The 25,178-nt window shown below is 71.2% G+C and carries 26 protein-coding genes; 11 read left to right on the top strand and 15 right to left on the bottom strand.

Annotation, left to right across the window (positions count from 1 at the left end):
* Nucleotides 1-40: 40 nt before the first annotated feature.
* The 4 genes from NZH93_RS33860 to NZH93_RS33845 all read right to left on the bottom strand — a co-directional run bounded on the left by NZH93_RS33860 (nt 41) and on the right by NZH93_RS33845 (nt 3,397).
* Nucleotides 41-835 carry an SAM-dependent methyltransferase gene (locus NZH93_RS33860; protein ID WP_308214268.1) on the bottom strand — a complete coding sequence of 265 codons (795 nt, stop codon included), beginning with the start codon at nt 833-835 and terminating at the stop codon, nt 41-43.
* Between the two features lie 183 nt (nt 836-1,018).
* Nucleotides 1,019-1,471 carry a hypothetical protein gene (locus NZH93_RS33855; RefSeq protein ID WP_259627349.1) on the bottom strand — a complete coding sequence of 151 codons (453 nt, stop codon included), beginning with the start codon at nt 1,469-1,471 and terminating at the stop codon, nt 1,019-1,021.
* On the bottom strand, nt 1,449-2,060 hold the full coding sequence (locus NZH93_RS33850; protein WP_259627348.1) for an RNA polymerase sigma factor: 612 nt from the start codon (nt 2,058-2,060) through the stop codon (nt 1,449-1,451). The genes NZH93_RS33855 and NZH93_RS33850 overlap by 23 nt, the downstream gene beginning before the upstream one ends.
* 140 nt (nt 2,061-2,200) lie before the next feature.
* Nucleotides 2,201-3,397 carry a S8 family peptidase gene (locus NZH93_RS33845; protein ID WP_259627347.1) on the bottom strand — a complete coding sequence of 399 codons (1,197 nt, stop codon included), beginning with the start codon at nt 3,395-3,397 and terminating at the stop codon, nt 2,201-2,203.
* Between the two features lie 103 nt (nt 3,398-3,500).
* On the opposite strand from NZH93_RS33845, the gene NZH93_RS33840 reads away from it, so the two are divergent.
* The 3 genes from NZH93_RS33840 to NZH93_RS33830 all read left to right on the top strand — a co-directional run bounded on the left by NZH93_RS33840 (nt 3,501) and on the right by NZH93_RS33830 (nt 7,010).
* On the top strand, nt 3,501-6,128 hold the full coding sequence (locus tag NZH93_RS33840) for a CHAT domain-containing protein (protein WP_259627346.1): 2,628 nt from the start codon (nt 3,501-3,503) through the stop codon (nt 6,126-6,128).
* A 16-nt stretch (nt 6,129-6,144) separates the two neighbouring features.
* Nucleotides 6,145-6,600 carry a nucleoside deaminase gene (locus NZH93_RS33835; protein ID WP_259627345.1) on the top strand — a complete coding sequence of 152 codons (456 nt, stop codon included), beginning with the start codon at nt 6,145-6,147 and terminating at the stop codon, nt 6,598-6,600.
* Nucleotides 6,601-6,671: 71 nt separating this feature from the next.
* Nucleotides 6,672-7,010: a hypothetical protein gene (locus NZH93_RS33830; RefSeq protein ID WP_259627344.1), complete on the top strand. Its 339-nt coding sequence runs from the start codon at nt 6,672-6,674 to the stop codon at nt 7,008-7,010.
* Here NZH93_RS33830 and NZH93_RS33825 read toward each other — a convergent pair.
* Nucleotides 7,007-7,399 (bottom strand): STAS domain-containing protein, encoded by a 393-nt coding sequence (locus tag NZH93_RS33825; protein ID WP_259627343.1) that lies wholly within the window; start codon nt 7,397-7,399, stop codon nt 7,007-7,009. The genes NZH93_RS33830 and NZH93_RS33825 overlap by 4 nt on opposite strands.
* A 77-nt stretch (nt 7,400-7,476) precedes the next feature.
* Entirely contained in the window at nt 7,477-8,559 is a 1,083-nt protein-coding gene (locus NZH93_RS33820) for a carboxylate-amine ligase (protein WP_259627342.1), read from the bottom strand.
* A 79-nt stretch (nt 8,560-8,638) separates the two neighbouring features.
* On the opposite strand from NZH93_RS33820, the gene NZH93_RS33815 reads away from it, so the two are divergent.
* Nucleotides 8,639-9,658 (top strand): DNA topoisomerase IB, encoded by a 1,020-nt coding sequence (locus NZH93_RS33815; protein ID WP_259627341.1) that lies wholly within the window; start codon nt 8,639-8,641, stop codon nt 9,656-9,658.
* Between the two features lie 237 nt (nt 9,659-9,895).
* Here NZH93_RS33815 and NZH93_RS33810 read toward each other — a convergent pair whose 3' ends face one another.
* From NZH93_RS33810 to NZH93_RS33790, 5 genes are read right to left on the bottom strand one after another with little or no spacing between them, the layout of a single operon-like run.
* Nucleotides 9,896-10,897, bottom strand: coding sequence for a baeRF2 domain-containing protein (locus NZH93_RS33810; protein WP_259627340.1), 1,002 nt, complete (start codon nt 10,895-10,897; stop codon nt 9,896-9,898).
* A 52-nt stretch (nt 10,898-10,949) separates the two neighbouring features.
* The gene (locus NZH93_RS33805) at nt 10,950-11,381 is read right to left on the bottom strand and encodes a DUF4383 domain-containing protein (RefSeq protein WP_259627339.1); all 432 of its coding nucleotides are present in this window, start codon (nt 11,379-11,381) and stop codon (nt 10,950-10,952) included.
* 60 nt (nt 11,382-11,441) lie between these two features.
* On the bottom strand, nt 11,442-12,182 hold the full coding sequence (locus tag NZH93_RS33800) for a SigB/SigF/SigG family RNA polymerase sigma factor (RefSeq protein WP_372506955.1): 741 nt from the start codon (nt 12,180-12,182) through the stop codon (nt 11,442-11,444).
* Complete coding sequence (locus NZH93_RS33795) at nt 12,179-12,583, bottom strand: ATP-binding protein (RefSeq protein ID WP_259627338.1); 405 nt, start codon at nt 12,581-12,583, stop codon at nt 12,179-12,181. The genes NZH93_RS33800 and NZH93_RS33795 overlap by 4 nt, the downstream gene beginning before the upstream one ends.
* Nucleotides 12,583-12,852, bottom strand: a complete 270-nt coding sequence (locus tag NZH93_RS33790) for a hypothetical protein (RefSeq protein ID WP_259627337.1) — start codon at nt 12,850-12,852, stop codon at nt 12,583-12,585. The genes NZH93_RS33795 and NZH93_RS33790 overlap by 1 nt, the downstream gene beginning before the upstream one ends.
* Before the next feature lie 190 nt (nt 12,853-13,042).
* Here NZH93_RS33790 and NZH93_RS33785 point away from each other — a divergent pair, with 190 nt between their 5' ends.
* Both NZH93_RS33785 and NZH93_RS33780 read left to right on the top strand, forming a co-directional pair.
* Nucleotides 13,043-13,216 carry a hypothetical protein gene (locus tag NZH93_RS33785; RefSeq protein WP_259627336.1) on the top strand — a complete coding sequence of 58 codons (174 nt, stop codon included), beginning with the start codon at nt 13,043-13,045 and terminating at the stop codon, nt 13,214-13,216.
* A gap of 39 nt (nt 13,217-13,255) precedes the next feature.
* Complete coding sequence (locus NZH93_RS33780) at nt 13,256-14,239, top strand: hypothetical protein (RefSeq protein ID WP_259627335.1); 984 nt, start codon at nt 13,256-13,258, stop codon at nt 14,237-14,239.
* Between the two features lie 159 nt (nt 14,240-14,398).
* Here the strand turns inward: NZH93_RS33780 and NZH93_RS33775 are convergent, their stop codons facing one another.
* Nucleotides 14,399-15,388 (bottom strand): PHP domain-containing protein, encoded by a 990-nt coding sequence (locus NZH93_RS33775; protein WP_259627334.1) that lies wholly within the window; start codon nt 15,386-15,388, stop codon nt 14,399-14,401.
* Nucleotides 15,389-15,472: 84 nt separating this feature from the next.
* Here NZH93_RS33775 and NZH93_RS33770 point away from each other — a divergent pair, with 84 nt between their 5' ends.
* Together NZH93_RS33770 and NZH93_RS33765 are read left to right on the top strand one after the other, a co-directional pair.
* A complete protein-coding gene (locus tag NZH93_RS33770; RefSeq protein WP_259627333.1) occupies nt 15,473-16,303 on the top strand; it encodes a class I SAM-dependent methyltransferase in 831 nt (276 codons plus the stop codon).
* Nucleotides 16,304-16,411: 108 nt separating this feature from the next.
* The gene (locus NZH93_RS33765; protein WP_259627332.1) at nt 16,412-17,065 is read left to right on the top strand and encodes a TetR/AcrR family transcriptional regulator; all 654 of its coding nucleotides are present in this window, start codon (nt 16,412-16,414) and stop codon (nt 17,063-17,065) included.
* Here NZH93_RS33765 and NZH93_RS33760 read toward each other — a convergent pair.
* The 3 genes from NZH93_RS33760 to NZH93_RS33750 form a co-directional block, all read right to left on the bottom strand.
* Nucleotides 17,048-17,224, bottom strand: a complete 177-nt coding sequence (locus NZH93_RS33760; protein WP_259627331.1) for a DUF397 domain-containing protein — start codon at nt 17,222-17,224, stop codon at nt 17,048-17,050. The genes NZH93_RS33765 and NZH93_RS33760 overlap by 18 nt on opposite strands.
* The gene (locus NZH93_RS33755; protein WP_259627330.1) at nt 17,199-18,098 is read right to left on the bottom strand and encodes a helix-turn-helix domain-containing protein; all 900 of its coding nucleotides are present in this window, start codon (nt 18,096-18,098) and stop codon (nt 17,199-17,201) included. Before NZH93_RS33755 ends, NZH93_RS33760 begins: the two co-directional genes overlap by 26 nt.
* A 92-nt stretch (nt 18,099-18,190) precedes the next feature.
* Entirely contained in the window at nt 18,191-18,670 is a 480-nt protein-coding gene (locus NZH93_RS33750) for an SRPBCC family protein (protein ID WP_259627329.1), read from the bottom strand.
* 56 nt (nt 18,671-18,726) lie between these two features.
* On the opposite strand from NZH93_RS33750, the gene NZH93_RS33745 reads away from it, so the two are divergent.
* From NZH93_RS33745 to NZH93_RS33735, 3 genes are all read left to right on the top strand, one after another.
* Nucleotides 18,727-21,945, top strand: coding sequence for a helix-turn-helix transcriptional regulator (locus NZH93_RS33745; protein WP_259627328.1), 3,219 nt, complete (start codon nt 18,727-18,729; stop codon nt 21,943-21,945).
* A gap of 215 nt (nt 21,946-22,160) precedes the next feature.
* Nucleotides 22,161-22,949, top strand: coding sequence for a quinone oxidoreductase family protein (locus NZH93_RS33740; protein ID WP_259627327.1), 789 nt, complete (start codon nt 22,161-22,163; stop codon nt 22,947-22,949).
* The gene (locus NZH93_RS33735) at nt 22,946-25,177 is read left to right on the top strand and encodes a molybdopterin-dependent oxidoreductase (RefSeq protein ID WP_259627326.1); all 2,232 of its coding nucleotides are present in this window, start codon (nt 22,946-22,948) and stop codon (nt 25,175-25,177) included. The genes NZH93_RS33740 and NZH93_RS33735 overlap by 4 nt, the downstream gene beginning before the upstream one ends.
* Nucleotide 25,178: the final 1 nt, after the last annotated feature.

Below are 25,178 nucleotides of genomic sequence, written 5' to 3'. Positions count from 1 at the left end.
TGGACGTCGACCAGACCTGGCGGTGTGGAACGGCCGCGCTTCAGCGCTTCCGGCCGACCACCGCGTAGAGGTTGGCGCGACCGGGGTCGTCGCCCACCTCGTCAGGTGACTCGGGACGCCACTCGGGCGTCATCACCAGACCGGGTTCGATCACGTCGAAGCCGTCCATCATCCGCAGCACCTGCTCGGCGGTGCGCGGGGTGATCGGCTCGGCGGTGTTCTTGAAGACACCGGCGCCCGCGGCCATCGCCTCGGGCATCCGGTCCGGGGTGAAGTGCGACAGCGCCAGGTAGCTCCCGGAGCTGAGCGCGTCGCGGTACCGGCGCAGGACGGCCCACGGGTCGTCCTCGTCCGGGATGAACTGGAGCACGCCGACCGCGAGCAGGCCGACCGGTTTGTCGAAGTCCAGCATCCGCCGCGTTTCCGGCGCCGCCAGCACGGTCTCCGGCGAGCGCAGGTCGGCCAGGATCGCGGTGGCGTTCGGGTTGTCGGCGAGCAGCAGCTCGGCGTGCGTGATCGCGACCGGCTCGAAGTCCACGTAGACCACGTGGCACGTCGGGTCGGCCTCCTGGGCGACCTCGTGCACGTTGCCGACGGTCGGGATGCCCGAACCGAGGTCGAGGAACTGGCGGACGCCGAGGTCCACGAGTTCGAGCACCGCGCGGCGCAGGTACGCGCGGTTGAGGCGGGCCATGTCCCGCACCGGGAGCACCCTGATCAGCTCCTCGGCCGTCTCCCGGTCGGCGGCGAAGTTGTGGCCGCCACCGAGGAGGTAGTCGTAGATCCGCGCCGAACTGGGCAGATCGACGTTGACCCCTTCCGGTACCCAGCTCACCCGGTCGACCATCGCGCACCAGCCCACTTCCGAGACGTCTTCGCTGAACGGAACCACCCTACTGAGCAACGCCATCGACCGAACGGCTCAGGGACCGGTTCACCCTTCTGCGAGGCGGTTCCCGGCCGGAGCGGTCCGGGAGGACGGCAGCCCCGTCGCGGACCGCGGGGGAACGCGACGGGGCTAGACGCAGATCCAGTCGGTCTGCACGGTGGTGCCGTCGACGGTGCAGCGCAGGCGGATCGGACCCGGCGGCGGCGGGCCCAGCAGGAACGAGCCGAACTCGTCCGCCGTGGTCTCCTCGGCGTGACCGCCGGGGGTGAGCAGCGCGACCACGGCGCGGCCCGGCGGCATGAGCTGGCCCGCGATCCCGGCCTCCGTCACCTCCACCTGCAACGAGAAGCCGTCCGCGTCGAACACGAGCTGCCTGGCGGTCAGCACGGCCCGCGCCCGGCCCGCCAGCTCCGTGTCGAGGATCGAGTCGTAACTGGTGAGCAGCAGCAGTTCCTCGTCGATCGTCCGCCACGCGAACGCGGCCCGCCCGGCCTCCAGGAACGAGGCGGGGACGGAGGCCGCTTCGGTCAGCGCGGCGCCGAGTTCCCCCAGCAGGCGTTCATCGCTGTCCCAGTGCTGCACCGAGCACACCTCCCTCCGGGGCGGCGCCCGTGAACGCGAGGATCGCGGGCGTCCTGCGCAACTTGTTCAGGCAGCGGATCCTGGTGGGCCCGATGCTGCCGATCGGCATGTCGAGCTGGGAGCTGACGTCGGCGTAGCTCGGCGGCGGGTCGGCCATCAGCTTCGCCAGCAGTTCCCGGCACTGGTCGGACAGCATCCGGAACCCGTCCCGCAGCGCCTGGCGCCGTTCGGCCGCCAGCAGTTCCGCCTCGACGTCGGTCTGGTCCACAGCCACCGCTTGCTCGTCGGTCGCCTGGGGGTCGAACGGCTGGGTCCGCTGCTGGAGCTTCAGCATGCGCAGGCACTCGTTGCGGGTCGTCGTCGCGATCCAGCCGGGCAGGGCGTCCGGGTCGCGGAGCCTGCCGATCTGCTCCACGAGACGCAGCCACAGCGTCTGGTTCACGTCCGCCGCGTCCGCCGGGCGCAGCCGGTGCTGGTAGACCACCGACAGGACCAGCGGGGTGTAGCGGTCGACGATCTCGTTCCAGGCACGCTGATCGCCCGCGCTCGCCGCCTCCACGAGCGCGGCGATCGGGGTCGCATGGGTCACGTCCCCTCCTCTTGTTCAGCAGGGACTGACGCGCTTGTCTGACCGCGGGGTCCACCGTCGGTGCCGTTCCGAATGCTGCCACAAGGGTCGGAGCGTCCAGGGGCCCGCCAGATACACGTCGGAGTGGATTTTCCGGTCGCTCAGGGGACCTGCACGCCGTAGCCGGGGTGGAATTCCGGGCCGGACAGCAGCAGGTCACGGGCTTGTGGCGCGCTGATCCCGTTCGACGTCATCAGCGCGGCGATGGTTCCCGCCACGTGCGGGGTCACGAAGGACGTGCCCGCCCAGTAGGCGTACCGGTCGAACGCCTCGGGCGCGGGCTCGCCCGGTAGCTGCCACTCGCCCTTGAGGTAGGTGCTGCTGCGGTTGCCGACCGCGCACAGGTCCACCCAGTGGCCGTGGTTGCTGTAGCAGGCCGGGACGATCGTCCCGTCGCCGTTGAGGGCCAGCGCGGCCACGCCCACGACGTTCGCCAGCGCGCCGGGCCAGCTCGGCCGCTCGGTGCCCTGGTTGCCCGCGGAGGCGACGACCACGACGTCCTTGGGCAGCAGGTTGACCGCGCGCCGCACGGGCTCGGACGCCACGTTGTCGAGGGTGAAGCAGCCCAGCGACATGTTGACGATCTGGACGCCCTTGGCGAGACCGGTGATCGCGGTCGCGAGCGCCTCCTCGTCGCCGAGGCCGTTCGGGTCGAGCGCGACCTCGGGGTCGAAGCGGACCCCCGGCGCGGCCTGCCGCGCGACACCCGCGACGAACGTGCCGTGCCCGCCCTGGAGCGCGAAGAAGTCGCCGTGGTCGTACGCGGTGTCGACGTCGTCGGCCTGCGGGGTGTACCACCCGGCGAGCCAGTCCGGGTGGTCCGTCGCGGCGGTCGCCGAGATGCCCGTGTCGATCACGCCGATCGTCACGCCCTTGCCCTTGTCCGGCTTGCCGGGCTTGGGCAGCGGGTCGGTCGGGCGGGGGCGGTCGCCGGGGCAGCCGTGCATGTTGCCGCCGTGCCCGACGGTGAGGTGGTGCGGCTGGACCAGCGGGATCCGCTCACCGGGCCAGGTCTTGGGGTCGCGCAGCAGCCGCACGATCCGCGGAATGTCATCGCGATTGTTGGGCAGAATCACCCGTTCCAAACCGAGGAATCCCTTGCCCAATTCGAACCGGAAACCGTTTTCGCGGAGTTTCGCGATTACCCGCTGGAGGTCTTCGGCGGTGACCAGCAGTTGGCCGGGTCGGAACAGGAACTCCCGGCCCGGCTCGGCGTGCAGCCGAATGCGGTCGTCCCTGGCGATGAGCTGGTCAAGTGCTTTCAGGTAAAGCTCGGCGCGGTCCGACGATTTTGACACCAAAGCCTCACAACAACGTCGCGGAGGTGGACATGCGGCTACCGAACAGCGTGATCAAGCTACCACAACGACGTTCCCAAACCGGGCCCGATAAAGTGCACAGGTGGCCGACGTTTCCGCCGCTGATGCGCTGGACGCACGACAACGTGACCCGCACGCGGCAATCGAGATGGGCCGTTCGGCGCTGCGTCGCGCACGAGCGGGGGGCGACGCCGAGGAGGCGTCGCTGGCCGAGCGCGCCATCGGGCTGTCGTTCCGCGAACTGCACGACTTCGACGCGGCCGAACGCCACCTGCGGAGTTCGATCCGGATCGCGAGGAATGCGGATTCGGCGCGGTTGACGGCGTTGGCGCGGATGAGCCTGGCGTTCGTGCTGTCGAACACCGGACGGCACGTGCAGGCGCTGCGCGCGATCACCGCGGCGCTGCCGGACCTGCACGGCCAGGACGCAGGGAGCGGCCGGACGACGCGCGGGATCGTGCTGCACTTCCTGTGCCGCTACGACGAGGCGCTGCGCGAGTACAACGCCGCGGTGGAGGTGGTCCGGCGGTTCGACGACCGGCTCACCGAGGCGCGGGTGCTGAACAACCGCGGCCTGCTGCGGGCGTACACCGGTGGTCTGCGGGCCGCGGACGAGGACTTCGACCGGGCCGCCGTGCTGTACCGCGAGCTGGGGCAGGACCTGGCGGTCGCGGACGTGCGGTGGAACGCGGGCATCTCGGCGGTCCGGGCGGGCGACATCCCGCGGGCGCTGACGATGTTCGCCGAGGCCGAGCAGGAGTACCGGCGGCTGGAGGTGCCCCGGCCGCTGCTGCTGATCAACCGGCTGGAGCTGCTGGTGTCGGTGCCGCTGGTGGAGGAGGCGCGGGCCGCCGCCGACCGGGCGCTGGCCGAGATGGCGGGCCGCAACCTGGTGCTGGGGCGGTCGGAGGCGCTGTTCTACCGGGCGCGGATCGCGCTGCTGGAGGGTGACCTCGACCAGGCCGTGGAGACAGCGGCGTTGGCGCGCAAGGGGTTCCGGCGGGAGAAGCGCGAGGTGTGGGAGGCCAACGCGCGGCACGTGGAGCTGCACGCGGCGTACCTGAGCGGCCAGCGGTCGCGCAGGTTGGGCACGGGGATGGCCCGCGTGGCGGATCGGTTGGACGAGCTGGGCTGGCGGACGCCCGCGCTGGAGGCGCGGGTGGACGCGGCGTTGATCGCGCGTGACCTGGGGGACTCGGCGTTGGCGCGCGAGCACCTTGAGGTCGCGGGTGCGGCTCGGCGGGGTGGCACGGCGGTGAACCGGGTGCAGGGCTGGTACGCCGAGGCGTTGCGCCGGGAGCTGGACGGCAACGCGCGCGGCGCGCAGACGGCGCTGCGGCGCGGGCTGGCGCTGCTGGACGAGTACCGGGTGTCGCTGGGTGCGGCGGAGCTGCGGGCGTTGAGCGGGGCGCAGGGCAAGGAGCTGGCGCTGGCCGGGCTGCGGAGCGCGGTCTCCACTGGGCACGCGGCGAAGGTGCTGAGCTGGGCGGAGAGCTGGCGCGCCAGCGCGTTGCGGATGACGCCCGCCCGGCCGCCGGAGGACTCCGCGGTGGCCGACGCGCTGGCCGAGCTGCGCGCGGTGACCGCCGACCTGGAGGGCGCGCTGCTGGCGGGCAAGGCCTCGGGAGCGCTGCGGCAGCGGCAGGTGAGGATGGAGCAGCGGGTCCGCGACCTGAGCCGCCAGGTCAGCGGCGGCGGCGCGATCCACCGGCCGCCCGCCGTGCGCGACCTCGCGTGGGCGCTCGGCGACGCGGCGCTGGTGGAGTACGTGAACTTCGACGACGAGCTGCTGGCCGTGGTGGTCGCGGGCGGCCGGGCGTCGCTGCACCGGCTCGGTGACGTCGAAGGCGCGGTGCGGGAGATCCGGCTGCTGCGCTTCGCGCTGCACCGCATGGTGACGCTGCCGACCTCGGTCGACCGGTCGCACCTGCGGTCCACGGCCGCGCACGCCGCCCGGCGGCTCGCGGACCGGCTGCTCACGCCGTTGCGCGGGCGGATCGACGGGCGCGCGCTGGTGCTCGCGCCGACCGGCGTGCTCAACGGCCTGCCGTGGTCGGTGCTGCCGGGCAACGAGGGCCGTTCGGTGACCGTGGCCCCGTCGGCGACGGTGTGGCTGAGGGCGGCGACGCAGTCGCGCGTGCCGCGGCCGTCCGACCGGTCGGTGCTGGCCGCCGGACCGCGGCTGCCCGCCGCGCCGACGGAGATCGCCGCCGTGGCCGAGCACGTGCCGGGTGCGCGGGTGCTGGTGGATTCGTCGGCCACGGTGGACGAGGTCGCCGCGGCGATGGACGGGGCCCCGCTGGCGCACGTGGCCGCGCACGGCTCGTTCCGCGCGGACAACCCGCTGTTCTCGGCGCTGGAGCTGGCCGACGGGCCGCTGACCGTCTACGACCTGGAACGCCTGCGCACCCCGCCCGCGCGGGTCGTGCTGTCGGCGTGCGACTCGGGCATGTCGGCGGTGCGTCCCGGCGACGAGCTGATGGGCTTCACGGCGGCGCTGCTGGGGCTGGGCACGGCCACGCTGATCGCGCCGGTCATGCCGGTGCCGACGGAGATGACGACACCGCTGATGGTCGACCTGCACCGCAGGCTCGGACAGGGCGTGTCCCCGGCGGTGGCGCTGGCTCAGGCGCAGCGGGAGCACTCGGCGGGCGGCGACGACATGGCGTACTCGGCGAGCGTCGGCTTCGTCTGCTTCGGCGCCGGATGAGCGCTAGCGTGAGCCGATGGACGAACGGGGAATGCTCGCGGTAGCCGTCGAAGAGGCCAGGGCCGGGCTCGCGGAAGGCGGGATCCCGATCGGCGCGGCGCTGTTCGACGCGAACGGGACGCTGCTCGGCCGCGGCCACAACCGGCGGGTGCAGGATGGCGACGCGTCCACGCACGGGGAGACGGCGGCGTTCCGCGCCGCGGGCAGGCGGGCGAGCTACCGCGACACGATCATGGTCACGACGCTGTCGCCGTGCTGGTACTGCTCCGGGCTGGTGCGGCAGTTCGGCATCCCGCGCGTGGTGATCGGGGAGGCGACCACGTTCTCCGGCGGCCACGACTGGCTCGCGGAGCACGGAGTCGGCATCACGATCCTGGACGACCCGGAGTGCGTGGGGCTGATGACGGACTTCATCGAGGCGCGGCCGGAACTGTGGTTCGAGGACATCGGCGAGGACATCGGCAAGGACTAGAAACACCCCGTAACACGCCGGGCCGCGCCACGACACGTCCCGGACACGTGCCGGCTTCAAGATCAACCGGCATGTGGCAGCAGCAGGTCGACGCGCTCCTGTTGGACGAGGGTGTGGTTGCGGTGGAGGTGCCCGCCGGGTGGGCGGGTGAGGTGAGCCACCAGCTCACGTTCGCCGGGCCGCTCGGGCCGATCCTGGCGGCGGACCGGTCCCGCTGGCTGTTCCTCGCGAACCCGGAACCTGGACCGCCGCAGCGCTACGTCCTGCCGCCCTCGGTGCGGTGCTGGGACGGGCCGCGGCGGATCGAGACCGGCGCGGCCCGCTGGGTCGTCGAACCGGGGCGCAGCGCACTCCCCACGGTGGGGGCGGTGCGCTGCGCCATCCGGACGGTCAGGCGCTCGCTGGTCTAGCCCGCGTGCTTCGCCGAGGCTTCCTCGACGGTGCTGACCAGGGTGAACACGGAATCGAGGCCGGTGGCCTCGATGGGGCGCAGCGCAGCGCGGCTGGACGCGACGACCACGAACGCGATGCCGAGCTCGGTCGCCCTCTGCTGGCCGACGACCAGCGCCTCCAAACCGGCCGAGCCGAGGAAGCGCACACCACCGAGGTCGACGACCACGGTCTTGTTGGCCTCGGTCAACTGGTCTTGCAGCGGCAGGGCGAGCTCCTGGGCGCTCGTGGTGTCCAGTTCGCCGGACACGTGCAGCACGACCAGGCCGGGCTGCGCGCTGTTCAGCCGCACGGAAGCCAGGACGGCGGGCTGAGGCGCGGTCGCTCCCGTCGCTGTGGGATCGGGCACACCGGTCTCCTCTCTGTTCGGACCGCCGGCTCCGGCGGTCCACCTACGGTAGCCCCGCCGGAGGCGGGCGGTCATCACTAGACCAGCGTCCACTCGACCAGTTGGTCCACCAGTGCTCGCGGGTCGCTGTCGCGCTTCAGTGCGCTCCGCTGCCTGGCGGCGGCGGAACCGTTGGCGCGCAACCAGGCCAGGTGCTCTTCCACAGTGGACAACTGCCCCGTTCGGCGCAGCGCGTCCGCCGTGTACGCGACGAGGTGCGCCGCCTGGTCGAACGCGGGCACCAGCTTGCCAGTCCGCAGGTCGACACCCTGCCCGTCGATCCCGTCCCGCGCGGCCCGCCACGACGCCGCCCGGAGCAGAACCGGGTCCGCGGGCTCGTCGCGCGGCGGGGAGTCGGCGGCGGTGGCCGCGAGCGCCCGGACCAGCTCGGCGAACACCGCGACCTCCTTGACGGTCAGCGGCAGGTCGGCGACCCGCACCTCCACGGTCGGGTGATTGGCGGACGGGCGGATGTCCCAGTACACCATTCCCTTGTCCAGCAACGCTTCCGAGGAGATGAGCGCCTGCACCAGCCGCTCGTAGTGCGCGGCCGACGCGAAGTGCGGCGGCGCACCGGCCCCCGGCCACCGCGACCAGATCATCGCGCGCCAACTCGCGTACCCGGTGTCCTCGGTGTCCATGACGGGCGAGTTCACCGTCAGCGCGAGGAGCGTGGGCAGCCACGGCCGGATCGCGTTGGAGATCAGGATCGCAGTTTCCGCGTCCGGCACGCCCACGTGGACGTGGCACCCGCACACGCCCTGCCCGCCGAGGAGCTTGCGGTGCGAGTGCTCCATCAGCCGGTAGCGGGGGTCGTCGGACTCGGGCGGCGGGCCCGCCTTGCCGAGCGGCGGGATGGCCGCCGCCATCAGCCTGCACCCGACGGCCTTCGCGGCCTTGGCGAGGTGCTCACGGCCCGCCCGGATCTGGTCGACGAGTTCGGCGGGCGTTTCGCAGACGGGCGTGGCGACCTCGATCTGGAACGGCGTGAGCTCGCGCTGCACGTCGTAGGCGTCACCGGCCTCGGCCACCACCTCGGGCGCGAGCGGAACCGGGCGTCGGGTTTCGGGGTCCACCAGGAACAGCTCCTGCTCGACGCCCACGGTCCAGGGGGAGGTCATAGGTGCCCTTTACCCGTTGGTGGAGTGCCTCAACCCCGGATCCGGGTTTGGATTTCCGTCCGCGGGGCATCAGGCGGGCATGAGACTCCGTCGCAGTGACGTGGCCGGGCCGGGGTGGCGGCGCACCAGGCACGGCCGTGGCTTCACCTACCGGGACGCGTCCGGCGGGGTGGTGGACGCGGCCGACCGGGAGCGGGTGAAGGCGCTGGCGATCCCGCCCGCTTGGCGGGACGTGTGGATCTCGCCTTACGCGAACGGGCACATCCAGGCGGTGGGGACCGACGACGCCGGGCGGCGGCAGTACCTCTACCACGCTCGTTGGCACGAGCAGCGGGACGTGGAGAAGTACGCGCGGGTGTTGGGGATGGCCGGGGTGCTGCCGGGGTTCCGGGAGGAGGTGGTGCGGTCGATGTCCGCTTCCGGGTTGGGGCGGGATCGGGTGTTGGCCGTGGCGTTGTTCTTGTTGGACCGGGGGGTTTTTCGGGTGGGTGGGGAGAGTTATCAGCAGGACAACGGGTCGCACGGGGTGGCTACGTTGCTGCGGTCGCATGTCGTGGTGCGGTCGGATGTGGTGGATTTTCGGTATCCGGCCAAGAGCGGGATTGAGTTTGATCGGTGTGTGGAGGATGTGGGGTTGGCTGGGGTGGTGCGGTCGTTGAGGAGGTCGCGGTCGGGGTCGGATCGGTTGTTGGTTTATCGGGAGGGGAGGAGGTGGTGTGAGGTTCATTCGGAGGAGGTGAATGAGAGGTTCAAGGAGATGGTGGGGGAGGGGTATTCGGTCAAGGATCTGCGTACTTGGCATGGGACGGTTTTTGCGGCTGTGGCTTTTGCGAAGGTGGTTCTTGAGAAGGGGGAAAGGCCGGAGTCTGGGAGGGGGGTGAGTCGGGTGGAGGCGGCGGTGATGAGGGAGGTGGCTGAGGAGTTGGGGAACACTGCGGCTGTGGCTCGGAGGTCCTATGTGGACCCTCGGGTGGTGGAGGGGTTTGAGGAGGGGAGGACTGTGGTTCGGGCTTTGAGGAAGGTGGAGGGGGAGTTGGGGTCCGAGGAGGCTCGGAGGGTGGTGGAGAGGGGGGTGGTTCGGTTGTTGAAGGGGAAGTGAGGGTGGGTTGGGTGGGGGGTCGGGTTGGGTGCCGGGCTCTTGGTGGTGGGGTGGCCGATTTGACTTGGGGCCCCTAGATTTGCCCCTTCGTCGGACAATAAAGGGCAGAGGTGAAGCTGCCGTCCGACGCAAGTTTAAGGGGCAAATCCCCCAAGTAAAATCGGCCACGGTTGCGTAGGCGGCGTGGCGGGGCGTAGGTGGTCGGCGGCTGTGGGCGCCGGTTTTGTGGGTGGTTGCTCAGGCTCGTAGTAGGGCGCCTGTGTCTTCGTGGAGGGTTAGGCGGTTTCCTACCAGGATGATGTCTGCCTGGGTGGCTACTGCTGCGTGGGGTAGGACTTCGTCTGCTCGTTGTTTTATTAGGCCTGTGTGTGGTGTTGCGGAGATTTGGTTGCCTGTTGGGTCTACCCACAGTGCTCGTTCTCCGACGACTGTGTCGCTGAGCAGCAGGGTGTCCACCGCGCCTGCGCTTAGGGCGGCTGAGACGGCTCGTAGGCCGTGTACTGCTGTTCCTGTTAGTCGGCTGGACTCGTCTCGGAAGCGGTCTACGACTGTTCGTTGTTCGTCGTGGTTTCTGCGGCTTGCCAGGTGGTGGACTACGTGGTCGAGGTTGGTGTCGCCTGATCTTGGGGTTGCCTCTACCTCGACGATGATGTGGTTGTGGCCTGCCGGTAGGGCGTTGCGCAGGGTGCGGCGGGCTTTTAGGGGGCCCGCGAGGATCAGTAGTGGGGCGTGTAGCCAGTTGACCAGTCTGATTGCTTCCTCGGTGATGTCTGACAGCTCTGCTGCTCGTAGGCGTTCTCCTGTTGGTGGGAGTCGGCCGCCTACGGTGGCCACCGCTACCGGGCGGCCGGAGTGGTCTACGCCGCGCAGGTCCGCGCCCAGGTGATCTAGGTGGACGATCACGTGGGGGACCATTGGTTCCGCCAGGTCTACCAGTGGTAGCAGGTACGGGAGTGGGGAGAGGCGGGCCGTGTAACCCGCTGGGGGGACTGGGAGGTAGCGGTCCAGGACTATGCGGTTGTCCGCGGCTATCAAGGCGCGGCCTGCCAAGCCTGGTGGTGGGGTGGCGGTCAGGATGGCGTTGGTGAGGGTGGCCAGTGTTTCGTCGTTCGTTGATTGTGCTTCCAACTGGTCGCGCATGGCACGCCAGCGCAGGTCCACGAGGCTTGACGCGTCGTAGTAGACGGATGTGAACGGTCCGGTGCCGTGGGCCAGTGCTCGTAGGTCGCCGGTCTCCATGGCGTTTCCCCTCAGGTTGGCTGCCGGTAGGCGTACCCCGCTGGGGGGTTGTTCACGCGTGGTGGTGGCGGTTGGCTTGTTCCACGCGGACGCAGGCCTGGGCGATGACCACCGCGGCGAAGCCGATCAGGAGGTGGACGAAGCCCGCGGCGCTGTTGGCGTTCAGCGGGCCGGTGCCCGCGACCTCGCCTGACGGGGCGCCGATGGCGAACACGACCAGGTAGACGGGGGCCATGAGGGCGCCGAAGACGCGGGTCGAGCGGGGGCGCCAGCACATGGTGAGACCGATCAGGCCGGTGGCGAGGTAGATGGTGTTCTGCAACGGGTTGACGCGCAGGCCGAGCACGTAGTCCGGGCCCGCACCGACGAAGTCGTCGAAGCCGGTGACGGCGAAACCCGCCAGGCCGAACAGCGCGAGCAGGACGCTGAGGGCCAGCGCGGCGCGCTGAGGCCACGCCAACTCGGTCAACCGGGAGTTCGCCACGGCCTACCACCCCATCTCGGAGGACGATCCCCAGTCCTACCACCAGTGGAGCACTAGCGCTCACCCTTCTTCCAGCAGATTTCGCAGCCTCTCCAGCGACTGGGCCAACAACCTGGAGACGTGCATCTGCGAGACGCCGACGGTGCGGGCGATCTCGGTCTGCGTCTTGTCCTCGAAGAAGCGGAGCACGACGATCCGGCGCTCGCGCTTGGGGAGGCCGCGGAGCATGGGGTTGAGGGCGTGGTGGAGTTCGGCGATCTCCAACTCGTGGTCGTCCTCCTGGAGCTGGTCGTCCAGTTCCTCGTCCGGCAGGTCGTCCAGCGACAGCAGGTGGTACGCGCTTCCCGCGTGCAGTCCCTCGTAGACCTCCTCGACGCTGACGCCGAGGTGCCGGGAGACCTCGCTCGGGGTCGGTGCGCGGCCGAGGTGTTCGCTGAGGTCGGCTCTGGCGGCGTCGATGGCGAGGCAGAGTTCCTTGAGCTTGCGCGGGACGCGGACGGTCCAGCACAGGTCGCGGAAGTAGCGGCGGATCTCGCCGGTGATGGTCGGCACGGCGAACGCCAGGAACTCGATGCCGCGGCCGACGTCGAACCGGTCGACCGCGTGGATCAGGCCGACGGCCGCGACCTGCCGCACGTCCTCCGGGTTCTCGCCGCGGTCGGCGAAGCGGTCGGCGATGTGGTCGGCGACCGGCAGGTGGGAGGTGACCAGCAGGTCGCGCAACTCCTGGAACCGGGGCCGCGCGGGGTCCGTGGTGGCGAGTTCCTGGAAGACCGGCTCCATCGCGGGGTACTGGATCATCGCAACGCCGCTTCCCGCCGCCGCAGCTCGATGTGCAGCATCCCGTCCGAGTCGACCATCGTGGACGCCGAGTCGGCGAGCGAGCTGATCACGCGCCAGCAGAACGAGGTCGTCTTCGGCACCCACGTGCTGGGCGACGAGACCTGCGCGCGGAACAGCAGGACGTGGTGTTCGACGGCGAAGTGGCACGTGAGCCGAGCACCCTCGGTGGCTCGGCGGATGAGCAGCGAACAGGCTTCGTCGACCGCCAGCACGAGCTCGGCGACGATGTCGGCGTCGAACGACGCCCGTTCCGCCATGCCCGCCGTGACGATTCGGATGCTGGGGAGATGAGCGGGCCCCGCTGGGACGCGGACGTCGAGGTCCGAGGTCGTCGCGGGGCCCTGCTCCTGTGCGTTCATCACGCCATGTGCTGCCCGTGGTCGTCGACGCGGTGTTCTCGGTGCTCGCCCGCGTGCGGCGAACCCGGTCCGCGCCGGCTCCCGGACCCGGCGTCGTTGTGCGCGACGGCATTCGGCTCCGTGCCGACCATCACCATCGGGTTCACCTCGGCGGTCCGCTCGGCAGGTCGGTTGGACGTCACGACTCCGTCGTGCGGCGTGTCCTCCTCGGTGTGCCCGGCGGTGCTCGCCGAGCCCCGGACGCCGACCGATTTCTCGATGGTGGTCACTAGAACCTCCTGGGATTCGGTTGCCGTCGGGAGCTGAGTACCCAGTGATCTCGGGTCTACACATCGGCGTGGCGCGGTCCACACAGGACGTGACGTCGGTGTCCGCCGTTCCTGCGGGCGTTGTGGACGGGTGTGGTCGGGGGAAAGTCCAGGTCAGCGGCGAATGGAGGTTGGTGGGCAGACTGGGTGGATGGACACGACAGGGGTTCTGGCACACCGGGGTGGGTTCCTGGTGGAACGGCCGGAGGTCGGCTTCCCGGAGGCGGTCGTCGCGGTCGAGTTGCCCGACCGGGGGACGGTCGAGCGGCCTGACTTCCCGCTGTGGACTGCGGGGTCTGGGGGCGGTTCGCTGTCGCACGGTTGAGCGACACCACCGGTCGGGTTCGCCGGGCAAGGTGGAGGGATGGAGCCGATCGAGACCCTGGGAGTCGTGGCGCACCCCGGCGGGGTGTTGGTGAGGCGGCCCGAGTTGACCGTCGGGGTGGTGCGGGCGGTGGCCAGGCCGTCGGGGCTCGCGGTGGAGCTGCTCTCGCGCACGCCTCGGGAGGTCGCCATTCGGCCCGCGGTGGCGCCACGGCGCCTGCTGCCCGCCTACGACGAGGGGATGAACCTGCGGGTGGGGTGGCTCGAGCCCGACGGTCGTGCGCGGTGGGAGTACGTGACCACCGAGCGTGGCCGTTCGTCTCCCACGGGGCCGACGGAGCGCTGCGGTGTCTACCTGCTGCCGCCGTTGTTCGACGAGGTGTCGCTGGTGCTCGCGTGGCCGGAGATCGGTTTCGCGGAGACGGTCCTCCCGCTGCGACTGCCCGCGCGGGACGAGGTGGAGGCGGCGGCCACGTCCGTGTGGGACGCGCCGCGGCTGGGCGTGCCCGTGACCGAGGAGTTCGACCGCCACGTCTCGGACTTCGGCCCGCTCGACCTGGCGATCGAGGAAGGTGTGGTCCTGGCGGGGCCGACGGTGCTGCACGGGTCCGCCGACGCGGTCGTGGTGCTGACCCGCGCGACCGCCGTCGGGACCGCGCTGTCGGTGGAGCTGCTGAGCATCGCGAGGGGAGCGCTGGCGGCCGTGTTCGACCAGGGCTTCCCGCCGCCGCGCGATGAGTTCCTCTGCCGACAGGCCGCCATCGCCGAGGTGCGCGGCCGGGACGCGCACCAGCTCCGGTCGATGGCCGCGACGTTCAGCGGTGGTGGGGGGAGTGGGGGTTTCGGCGGTGGTGGCGGTGGCCACGGTGGTGGGGGTGGGGACGACGGTGGTTTCGGCGATCGGCACCTGGCTAGTGCCGAGTACTCCCTGCGGCTGCCCGACGGTGGTGTGCTCGACCTCGTCGTCTCGTGGTCCGCCGTCGGTCTCGACGAGGTGCGGGTTCGGGTGCCGCTGAACGGATAGCGCGTGGCTTTGCCAGGACCGCCGTCGTGAGCCCGTGCCTTCGCGAAGGCGGGGGTTCCGGCGCCGCCTGAGCGTCTGCGGGTGGGAGAAGTGGGGGCGCGGAATCGCGCGGGAGGGGCGGCGGGCAGGTCTGCGGCTGCGTGGTGGTGGGTGTGGTGTTCAGTGGGCCAGTAGGTCTGCTGCGGAGCGGGTGTTGATCACTCGGTCTGGGGTGATGCCGGTGGCTTCCGCGCGTTCGCAGCCGTAGACGAGCCAGTCGAGTTGGCCTGGGGCGTGGGCGTCGCTGTCGATGGCGAAGTCGCAGCCCAGGGAGGCCGCTAGCTGGAGGAGGCGGGTTGGTGGGTCGCGGCGTTCGGGGCGGGAGTTGATCTCCACTGCTGTGCGGTGTTCTCGGCAGGCCTCGAAGACCGCGTCGGCGTCGAACGTGGACTCGGGGCGGCCCTTGCCGACCACGAGCCTGCCGGTGCAGTGGCCCAGGACGTCGACGTGCGGGTTGGCGACGGCCGTGAGGAGGCGTTCGGTCATCTCCGGCTCGGCCATCCGCAGCTTCGAGTGCACGCTGGCGACCACGACGTCGACCCGCCCCAGCAGCTCGTCGGTCTGGTCCAGCGCGCCGTCGTCGAGGATGTCCACCTCGATCCCGGTGAGGATCAGGAACGGCGCCAGCTCCACGTTCAGCTCGGCCACGACCTCCAGTTGCTTGCGCAGCCGGTCGGCGGTCAGGCCGCTCGCCACGGTCAGGCGCGGCGAGTGGTCGGTCAGCGCCACCCACTCGTGGCCCAGGTCGCGGGCGGCCTCGGCCATCTCGCGGATGGGGCTGCCGCCGTCCGACCAGTCGGAGTGGGTGTGGCAGTCGCCCTTCAGCGCGGCGCGCAGTTCGTGGCCACCGGAGACGGGCGCCGGTGCGCTCACCTTGTCCAGGTACGCGGGTTCCCGGCCCTGCACGGCGTCCACGATCACGCCCGCCGTGGACTTGCCGATGCCGGACAGGTCGGTCAGCGTGCCTGCGGCGACCCGGCGCTCCAGTTCGCCCGCGGGCAGCGCGGCGACGACGTCCGCGGCCCGCCGGAACGCCCGCACCCGGTAGGTGGGTTCGCCCGCGCGTTCGAGCCGGAACGCGACCTGCCGCAGTGCCCAGAGGGGATCCACACCCCCAGTGTCCACCCGTTCGGCGGCAGCCCGCACCCGTTGCGGGCAACATGCCCGAAACGTGCGAGGCGGACAATTGGTCCCGTGAGCCCGTCCGAGGAGCTGGAGTCGTCGATCGCCGCGGCGTTCGACCTGTCGGCGCGCGGCCACGACCGCTTCGCCGTCGACCGCTTCCTCGCCATGGGCTCGGTCCTCGTGCAGCGCGCAGGCCTCCGCGAGGGCGAGCACGTGCTGGAGGTCGGCTGCGGTCGCGGCTCGACGCTGCTGGCGGCGCTGGACGTGGTGGGGGAGAACGGTTCCGTCATGGGCGTCGACGACCGGCCCGGCATGGTGCAGCTCGCGGGCGCGCGGGTCCGCGCCCGGCACGTGAACGGGTCGGACGTGCGCCTGGACGAGGCCGACAAGCCGAACTTCCAGCCGGGGTCCTTCGACGTCGTGCTGGCCAACCTGATGATCTTCCAGTTGGCCGATCCGGCGGCGGCGCTGCGCCACTACGCGACCCTGCTGCGGCCAGCCGGACGGATCGCGTTCAGCACCGTCGCCGCGCCGGACCCCGCGTTCGCGAGCGCGCTCGTCGCGATCGGCCGGTTCGCCCCGAAGCTGAGCGCGCAGCGCGGCCCGTTCCGGAGCGAGGCGGCGATCCGCGAGTTCCTCGCCGAGCACGGCTACGAGCGCGTGGCGATCACCGAAGACGTGCAGGAGACCAGGTTCCGCGATCCCGAGCACTGGCTGGAGTGGGTGTGGGCCAACGGCGGCCGCGAACTGCTGGACCGCGTGCCCGCCAAATCCCTGCCCCTCGCGCGGGCCGCGGCGTTCGACGAGATCGAGGCCGCACGCACCCCGGACGGCGACCTGGTGCTCTCCACGGCGGTCCGCTTCACCGTGGCCGCACCGAAAACACCGGCGCGCGTCTGACTCCACACAGGAGCCCTGTCCGTCTCCTTTGGCCGCAATAGGGCTTCTGAATCGAACGTGCTGGTGAAATCGTTGCCGCACCGCGACGAGTGGACCAGGATGGCCGCCATGCCCCCACGCACACCGGTGCACCAGGTCGCGTCCAGGCGCAAGCGCAGCAAGGGCGACCTGACCTCGCAGGCGATCCTCGACACCGCGGAGCGGCTGCTGGAATCCCGTTCGCTCGACGAGATCGCCGTCGACGAGCTGACGTCGGGCGCGGGCGTGTCCCGGTCGACGTTCTACTTCCACTTCGAGTCGCGTGAAGCGGTGCTGCACGCGCTGTCGGAACAGGTGGCGGTCGAACTGCACGAGTGCGCCGCACTGTGGCTGCGGCGCGGCAGCGAACCACCGGAGGACGCCATCCGCCGCGCCCTCACCGCCACCGTCGCCCTGTGGCGCCACCACGGCCCGGTCCTGCGAGCCGCCATGCGCGCCCGCGACGTGAACCCGCAGATGCAGGAGTTCTGGTCCACCGTCGGCCGCCGCTTCATCGACGCCGCGGCCGAACAGATCGACCGCGAACGCACCGCAGGCGTCGCCCTCCCCGGCCCACCGGAAGCAAGACTGCTGGTGACCGTGCTGGAACACATGAACGAACAGGCCTGCTACACCCAGTCGCTCTCCCGCCGCTCGCCGGCAAGGGACCGGAAGCTGGTCGACACGCTGACCACGGTCTGGCTGCGAACGATCTACGGCATCACCTCACCGAAGAGCCAGTAGGAACGCCTCCCACTGGACCACCGGGAAAGCGAGAACGGGCCCGGACGGGTTCTTGGAGTCCCGCACGGCCACACGCTGGGCGGGAAGCGCTACTTCGACGCAGTTGCTCTCGTTGCCCCCGCTGTAGCTGCTCTTACGCCAGACCAGGCCCTTCGACATCGCGGTCCCCTCGACGGTCGTAGGTGTCCGCCCATCGGGCGAACAACGACCGCGATTGTTCCGCATTCAGGGCACGATCATCGAGTGCCCTCTGTTTGTGCTGGTAGATCTCGATCGATCTCCGGTCTTCGGTGAAGACCGTGGCGACATCGGTCTCGCTGTAGGCGACCGGCGTGATCGGCTTGGCGAAGGTCATCGAGGCGAAGGCGTGCATCAGCGCCGGGTGGCCTCCGCGCGACATCGGAACCACCCGGATGGTCAAGCGGCCCCACCCGCACATGAAGGCGAGTCGCATCATCTGGTCATGCATGACCTGGTTGTCGCCAACCACCGCGTGCAAGGCGACTTCATGGATGTAGAAGGTGGCCTCTGGTGACCCCAACCCGATGAGGACGGTCTGGCGCTCCAAGCGGGCGTTGGTCTTGAAGGTGAGTTCCTCGGGGAGGAAGCCCCCATCGGGATCGATGACCGCTCTGGCGTAGGCCTCGGTCTGGAGCAAACCAGGGATGAAGGTCGTCTCGTAGTGGCACATGGTCGTCGCCGCGCGTTCGTGGATCATCAAGCACAGCAGGTTGTCCGACAGCAGGCCGTGGTGCGGGCGGAGGAAGTGGCCGGTGTCCTGCTCTGCCACGATGAGTTGGATGCGTTTGCGGGTCGCCTGGTCGGCTCCCAGTTTGCCCAGCAGGGTGCCGTAGTCCCAGTCGCTGGTGCTGCGCCAGCCGTGTTCCAGTTTGCTGAGCTTGCCGAGCGACCAGCCCAGCTCCTCCGCGACCGCTGTCGCCTTGAGGTTCGCGCGTTTGCGGGCCAGCCGGAGTTCCTGGCCCAGTTCCCTGGTTCGCGCGGTGGCCGGGCGCGAATGGTGGTCTTCCTCCATGGGGTCGACGGTAGTGGTCTTGTCGGGGAAAAGCAGTGGTCAGAGCGGTTTTCCACTCCAAGGGATCACGGGGTTGGTTTCTTGCCCGGTGGTCAAAAAACGTCGGCCAGGCGCACGAGTGAGCGTTCCATGCCTCGGGCGATTTCCTTGCTGCCGAACAGCTTGATCAGCAGGCCGCGCACCGCCGACGCGGGCTCCTGTACGGATCGCAGGCGTACCAGCGTTCCCTCGCCGGAGGGTTCCAACTCGATGCGGAAGACCGTGCTGGCCGCGAACACGGGCGCGGGTTTGCCGTCTAGGCGTTCGGCGAGGTGGCGCCACGCCAAGACCAGGGGTCTGCGGTACTCGACGATCTCGACGTCGACCTCGGACCGCCTCTTGCCCCACCGGCTGTACTGCCGCCACCGCTGGCCGCAGCCCGCGCCGCTGATCACCTCCACGCTCTCCGCGGAGTTGAGCCACTCCGGAGCGCGTTCCGGCTTGGCGACGACGTGCCACACGCGCTCCGGCGACGCGCCCACCTGCCCGCTCCGCACGACTTCGATCACCGGGATCACCGCCTCGGCGCTCATCGTACGAGCCCGTAGGGTGGGACTGCCCGTCAGCGGAGCTGGGAGGTGACGTCGTCGTGCCCTCGATCTTCGGTCGGGAAACGGAGCTCGCGGCGCTGCTCGACGCCGTCGACCAGGTGCCCGCGACCGGCGTGATCGCCGTGCTGGTGTCCGGTGAGGCGGGCATCGGCAAGTCCAGCCTGCTCGACGAAGCCGTCCGACGGCTGCGCGCGGCCGACCGTCGGGTGCTCGCGGCCGAGTCGGACGACCTGGGGCAGCGCATCCCGTACGCGGCGCTGACCAGCGCGTTGCGCGCGCTCGGCGACCTCCCTGGCAGCTCCGGCGGTCTCGGAGGCTCCAGCGCCTCCGGCGGTCCCAACGGCTCCGGCGGTCCGAACGGTCCTAGCACCTCCGGCGGCTTTGGCGGCCCCAGACGTTCCGGCGGCCCTAGAGCTTTCGGCAGCCCCGGCGGTTCGAGCGGCTCTGGCGGCTCCAGTGGCCCTGGCGCCTCCGATGGCTCCGGCGGCCCTGGCGCCTCCGGCAGCCTCGGCGGTCCCAGTGGTCACAGCAGTCCCAGCGGCTCGGGCAGCCCCAGTGCCTCCGGCGGTCCCAGCAGTTTCGGCGGCCTTGGCGGCTCCAGTGGTCTCAACGGCTCCGGTGGCCCTAGCGCCTTCGGTAGCCCTAACGGCCCCGGCGCCTCCGGTGGCTTCGGTGGCTCCAGCGGTTTCGGCGGCCCTGGCGGACCCGGTGGCCTCGGCGGCCCTGGAGGCTCTAGCGCCTCCGGTGGCGCTGGCAGCTCCGGCGGCTTTGGTGACCTCGATGAGGTGCGGCGGGCCGCGCTGGCGGCGATGGATCTGACTGAGCCCAGTACGTTTGGTCGTTCGTGCGAGTTGGTCGCTCGACTGTTGACCGGGTTGACCGCCAGCGGGCCCGTGGTGTTGGTGTTGGACGACCTGGACCACCTGGATGACGACTCGGTGGCGCTGCTGGCCGTGGTGTTGCGCAGGCTGGCTGCGGCGCCGTTGGCGGTGCTCGCCGCCGCCCGGTCCTACGACCGTTCGGAACTCGCGGACCGCCTTGAACGGCACGCCGAGGTGCGGCGGATCGCGTTGGCGCCGTTGTCGGACGACGACATCGGCCACGTCGTGCGGGAGGTGCTGGACTCGCCGGTGGACGAAGCGCTCGCGCGGGAGGTCCGGCTGCGTGCGGACGGCAACCCGTTCTTCGCCACGGAGATCGCCAGGTCGTTGCGGGAACTGGACTTCGTCGCGATCGACGGCGACCGCGCCCGGCTCACCGCGCTGCCCGACGCCATCCGGCTCACCCGCGCGGACGCCGTGCTGCGCCGGGTCGCGCCGCTGGAACCGGACGCCCGCGCGGTGGCGCGGGCCGTGTCGATCCTGCGCCGGGTGCGGCTCGACCAGATCGGGCTGCTCGCGACCGTCGCGGCCCTGCCGGACGCCACGGTCGCGACGGCCTTCGACGACCTGCTGCGCGCGCACGTCCTGGTGCGCGACGACGACCGCGGCTACCGCTTCTCCCACGCCCTGGTCGGCGAAGCCCTCTACCAGGAGGTCGGACCGGCGCAGCGGAGGCGACTGCACGGGCTGGTCGGCGCGCGCCTGCTGGACGACCGGGAGAAGGGCCTGCCGGTCGACCTCCTGCGGCTCGCCTGGCACCTGGCCGAGTCGGCGGAGCCCGGTGACGAGTTGGCCGTGCGGGTGCTCACCGAGGCGGCGGCGCTCGCGCGGACGACCGCGCCGGAGACGGCGGCCTCGCTGTGCGAGAGCGCCCTGCCGCTCGTGCCCGAGGGCTCGCCGCGGCACGCCGAGCTGCTGGCACTGCGCTGCCGGGTGCTCGCGCGGGCCTCCCGCCCCGCGGCGGCGGTCGAACCGGGGCTGGCCGCGCTCGCCGTGCTGCCCGCCGGGCCGGACCGCGACCGGGTCACGACCGCGGTGCTCAGCAGCCTGTTCGCCGTCGGCAGGCTGGACGAGGCCCTGCGGCTGGCCGACGACGAGATCCGCGCGGGCGCCGGGTCGCCCGCCGTGCTGGCGCAGCGGGCGCTGCTGCTGGTGTTCACCGGCCGCTACGACGACGCGCTGGCCGAGAGCGAACGGATCGAAGCCCTGCCCGCGTTCGCCCCCGCCGAGGGGGTGGTCGTCTTCGAGCAGTTGGCGATGGTCGCGTCGATGCTGTTCCAGCACGAGAAGACGGTCGAGTACGCGAACCGCGCCCTGCGGTCCAGCGACGGCCAGCCCGCGTTGGAACTCCAGGCGCTCGCGGTGTGCGCCTCCACGGCTGCGCTGTCCGGGCTGGTGCACGACGCGACCTGGCGGCTGCGCCGCGCCGAACTGCTCGTCGACGACGTCGGCGAGACGGCCTTCCGCGGCGAACTCCAGGTCACGAGGGTCGCGCTGGACTGGCTCGGCGGCCGGTGGGACGCCTGCGTCGACCGGCTCGGCCGGGCCACCGCGGAACTGGGCACCCGGCAGGAACTGATGCTGCTGGAGGGCGTGCGGGCCATCGAACTGGAGATCAGGACGTGGCGCGGTGAACTCGACATCGCCGCCCGGCTGGCATCGACGGCCGCGCCCGTCAGCCCGACGATGTCCCGCCTCTACGCGATGGCGCTCGCCGGCTACCTGGCCGCGCGCGGCGACGTCGACGGCGCGCGGCACGTGGTCACGACGGCCGTCGACGAGCTGGGCAAGGCCGCGTATAGCTGCGTCCTGCTCGGCCGGATGATCGAGATCGACCTGGCCCGCGGCGACACCGACCGCGCGCGGTACGAGTCCGACCGGTTCCGGGAGGTCTACGAACTGCGCGGAGCCCCCTGGACGCGGGCCACGTACCTGCGCGTCACGGGCATGGTCGAGCAGGACGCGGACCTCCTGCGGAGCGCGGTCGACGAGGCGGCGACGGGCGGCCTGGAGTTCGAGAAGGCCCGCGCGCAGCTCGCGCTCGGCCTGGTCGACGGCGGCGCCGTCGACCACCTGGCCGAGGCCTACACGACCTTCCAGCGGCTCGGCGTGCACGGCCAGCGCAGGCAGGCGGGCACGCGGCTGCGCGAGCTGGGCGCGAAGGTGCCGAGGGCGCGGGCGAAGGCGCCCGGCCTGCTGACCCCTGCCGAGGACAACGTCGCCCGGCTGGTGCAGCAGGGCATGCGCAACCGGGACATCGCCGCCGCGCTGCACTACAGCCCCCGGACGATCGAGGTCTACCTGTCGAGGATCTTCGGCAAGCTGCACGTCTCGTCCCGCCTCGAACTCGCCCGCGTCCTGGACTCGATGCCCTGACCGGCGCAGCAGCCCGAGCAGGTGGCGCACGGCCGAGGCCGCCCAGCGCAGCGGCCTCGAACCGCCCGCGAACCCGCCGGTATCGATCTGTTCCATGGTCGTCTCCTTCGTCCTGATCACCGTGGGCCTTCCTCCAGGGGGAAGGTCAAGTCACTCCTTAGTTGTCGTGTTCTCCGTACTTCACCGTGGCGCCGGTCACGCGGTTGGCTCGCGGGATGGGTGCGACACGGGCGACGCTGCCCGGCCACGAGGTGGTCCGGGTCGACCTGGCGGGGCCGTGCGGCGTCGTCGGGACCACCTCCGACGGCCGCCGGGTCGTCGCCCTCGGCGTCGCGGCGGAGGACTCCCACCTGGTCAGCGCGCCGGAACGGCTGCTGTTCCCGGTGCCCGCCGAGATCACCGACGCCCAGGCGCTCGTGCTGGCGGGCCCCGGCGTGACGGCGTGGCACCTGCTCCGCACGTGCGCCCACCTCAGACCGGACGAGGCGGTCGTGGTCCACGACGCGGCGAGCCAGGTCGGCGCGCTGGCCGTGCAGCTCGCCCGCAGCTTCTGCGCGGGCCAGGTCATCGCGGTCGCCGACACGGCCTCGCGGCGGAAGTACGCGACGACGGTCGGCGCGGACGTGGCCGTCGACGCCGACCCGGACGGGCTGTGCGACCGGCTGCTGGCCGTGAACGGCGGTCACCCGGTCGACGTCGTGCTGTCCCCGGTCGGCGGTGTCGCGTTCCCGCAGTCGTTGGCGGTGCTTGCGCCGTTCGGCCGGATGGTCGTGCACGGGGAGTCGCCCACCTCCGTGGCCGTTGGGCCGATCGAGGGGTCCCGCGCGGTGGTGAGCTTCTGGTTGGGCGATTGCCTTGGGCGACCTGAGATGGTGGCCCGCGCGCTCAGTGAGCTGATGGGGTTGACCTCGGCCGGGCGCTTGCGGCCACCCGTCGGCGACGAGTACCCGTTGTCAGTAGGCGCGCGGTCGAACCGCGCCCGGAGTAGTGGAAGGCCCCGATGACCACCCGGACCGCACTGACCACCTGCCCGTTGTGCGAGGCGACCTGTGGCCTGGAGTTGACGATCACCGACGACCGGATCACCGGCGTGCGCGGCGACCGCCTCGACGAGTTCAGCGGCGGGTTCCTCTGCCCCAAGGGCGCTTCACTCGGCGCGCTCGACGCCGATCCGGACCGGCTCGCGACCCCCCTGGTCAAGCGCGACGGCGTGCACGTGCCGGTGAGCTGGGCCGAGGCGTTCGAGGTCGTGCGGCAGCGGTTGACCGCGATCATCGCCGAGCACGGCCGCGACGCCGTGGCGATGTACCTCGGGAACCCCATGGTGCACTCGCTGGCGGGCGGACTGTACGCGGGCGCGCTGCGCCGGGCCTTGGGCTCCCGCAACGTGTTCACCGCGTCCACCGTGGACCAGATGCCGAAGCACGTGTCGTCCGGCCTGCTGTACGGCGGCATCTACACGATCCCGGTGCCGGACATCGACCGCACGGACTTCCTGCTGCTGCTCGGCGCCGATCCGTACACGTCCAACGGAAGCCTGTGGACCGCACCGGACATGCCCAAGCGGCTCAAGGCGTTGCGGGCGCGCGGCGGCTCGTTCGTCGTCGTGGACCCCCGCCGCAGCCGGACCGCCGCGGCGGCCGACCAGCACGTGCCGATCACGCCGGGCACGGACGTGTTCCTGTTGCTGGCACTGGCCAACGAGCTGTTCGCCGCCGGATTGGTCGACCTCGGCGACCTGGCGCCGCACGTGAACGGCCTCGCGCGCGTCCGGGCGCTGGTCGAGCCGTTCACCCCCGAGGCGGTGGCGGACCGGTGCGGGATCGACGCCGCGACCATCCGCGACCTGGCCCACCGGTTCGCCGCCGCGCCGAAAGCCGCCGTGTACGGCCGGATCGGCACCACGACCGTCGACTTCGGCACCGTGGCGAGCTGGCTGGTGGACGTCCTCAACATCATGACCGGCAACCTGGACCGGCCGGGCGGCTCGATGTTCCCGCTGCCAGCGCACCTGGGCAGGGGTCGGGGATCGGGGCAGGGCTTCACCACCGGCCGCTGGCACAGCCGGGTCCGCGGGCTGCCCGAGGTGGCGAACGAGTTCCCGGCCGTGACGCTGGTCGACGAGATCGAGACGCCGGGCGAGGGCCAGGTGCGGGCGCTGGTGACGATCGCGGGCAACCCCGCGCTGTCCCTGCCGAACTCCGGCAGGCTCGACCCCGCACTGTCCACGTTGGACTTCGTGGTGTCCGTCGACCCGTACCTCAACGAGACCACCCGGCACGCCGACGTGATCCTGCCGCCCCCGCCGCCGAGCAGGCGACCGCACTACGACATCGCGTTCCTCGGCTTCGCCGTCCGCAACGTCGCCAAGTTCTCCCCGCCGGTGATCCCGCCGGACGAGGGTTCGGTGCCGGAGGCGGACATCCTGCTGCGGCTCACCGCGATCCTCAACGGCGGCGACCCGGACGTCGACCTCGACGCCGTGGCCGACCAGCAGCTCGAGGCCCAGATCACCAAGCTGGTCGAGCACCCCAAGAGCCCGTTGCACGGCCGCGACGTCGCCGAGCTGCGGTCCGCGATCGTCGGCGAGACCCGCGAGGAACGGCTGCTGGACCTCAAGCTCCGCACCGGTTCCTACGGCGACTGGTTCGGCGCCGTGCCCGACGGCCTGTCCATGGCGAAGCTGCTGGCGAACCCGCACGGCGTCGACCTCGGCCCGCTGGAGCCGCGGATCCCCGAGGTGCTGCGCACCCCGTCCGGCCGGATCGAGCTGTGCCCCGACCTGATCGCCGACGACGTCCCGCGCGTCCTCGCGGCGCTGCGGGAGCGGCACGACGACCTGCTCCTGGTCGGCCGCAGGCACCTGCGCACCAACAACTCCTGGATGCACAACGTGCCCGCGCTGGTGAAGGGCAAGGACCTCTGCACGCTGCTGGTCAACACCTCCGACGCGCGGCGGCTCGGACTGGTCGGCGGCGGGGTGGCACAGGTGGCGTCACGGGTCGGCAAGGTCGAGGTGGCCGTGGAGGTCACCGACGACATCGCCGAGGGCGTCGTGAGCCTGCCCCACGGCTGGGGCCACGACCAGCCCGGCACCCGGCTCACCACCGCCACCGCCCACGCGGGCGTGAACGTCAACCTGCTCACCGACGACCTCAGGATCGACCCGCTGTCCGGAACCGCCGTGCTCAACGGCGTTCGCGTGACCGTCAGCCCCGCCGCACACCACTAGG

Source organism: Umezawaea endophytica (genome assembly GCF_025061645.1).
Taxonomy (GTDB): Bacteria; Actinomycetota; Actinomycetes; order Mycobacteriales; family Pseudonocardiaceae; genus Umezawaea; species Umezawaea endophytica.
Note: the sequence above shows the minus strand (reverse complement) of the source record. Positions and strands in the feature narration are given on the sequence as shown.

Bases quoted from the DNA above. Each gene is read 5' to 3' on its own strand.
- NZH93_RS33785 (WP_259627336.1), top strand. From the start codon at position 13,043: ATGGACACGACAGGGGTTCTGGCACACCGGGGTGGGTTCCTGGTGGAA.
- NZH93_RS33835 (WP_259627345.1), top strand. From the start codon at position 6,145: ATGGACGAACGGGGAATGCTCGCGGTAGCCGTCGAAGAGGCCAGGGCC.
- NZH93_RS33755 (WP_259627330.1), bottom strand. From the start codon at position 18,098: ATGGAGGAAGACCACCATTCGCGCCCGGCCACCGCGCGAACCAGGGAA.
- NZH93_RS33750 (WP_259627329.1), bottom strand. From the start codon at position 18,670: ATGAGCGCCGAGGCGGTGATCCCGGTGATCGAAGTCGTGCGGAGCGGG.
- NZH93_RS33820 (WP_259627342.1), bottom strand. From the start codon at position 8,559: ATGACCTCCCCCTGGACCGTGGGCGTCGAGCAGGAGCTGTTCCTGGTG.
- NZH93_RS33815 (WP_259627341.1), top strand. From the start codon at position 8,639: ATGAGACTCCGTCGCAGTGACGTGGCCGGGCCGGGGTGGCGGCGCACC.
- NZH93_RS33830 (WP_259627344.1), top strand. From the start codon at position 6,672: ATGTGGCAGCAGCAGGTCGACGCGCTCCTGTTGGACGAGGGTGTGGTT.
- NZH93_RS33780 (WP_259627335.1), top strand. From the start codon at position 13,256: ATGGAGCCGATCGAGACCCTGGGAGTCGTGGCGCACCCCGGCGGGGTG.
- NZH93_RS33735 (WP_259627326.1), top strand. From the start codon at position 22,946: ATGACCACCCGGACCGCACTGACCACCTGCCCGTTGTGCGAGGCGACC.
- NZH93_RS33810 (WP_259627340.1), bottom strand. From the start codon at position 10,897: ATGGAGACCGGCGACCTACGAGCACTGGCCCACGGCACCGGACCGTTC.
- NZH93_RS33760 (WP_259627331.1), bottom strand. From the start codon at position 17,224: ATGTCGAAGGGCCTGGTCTGGCGTAAGAGCAGCTACAGCGGGGGCAAC.
- NZH93_RS33800 (WP_372506955.1), bottom strand. From the start codon at position 12,182: ATGATCCAGTACCCCGCGATGGAGCCGGTCTTCCAGGAACTCGCCACC.
- NZH93_RS33740 (WP_259627327.1), top strand. From the start codon at position 22,161: ATGGGTGCGACACGGGCGACGCTGCCCGGCCACGAGGTGGTCCGGGTC.
- NZH93_RS33765 (WP_259627332.1), top strand. From the start codon at position 16,412: ATGCCCCCACGCACACCGGTGCACCAGGTCGCGTCCAGGCGCAAGCGC.
- NZH93_RS33795 (WP_259627338.1), bottom strand. From the start codon at position 12,583: ATGAACGCACAGGAGCAGGGCCCCGCGACGACCTCGGACCTCGACGTC.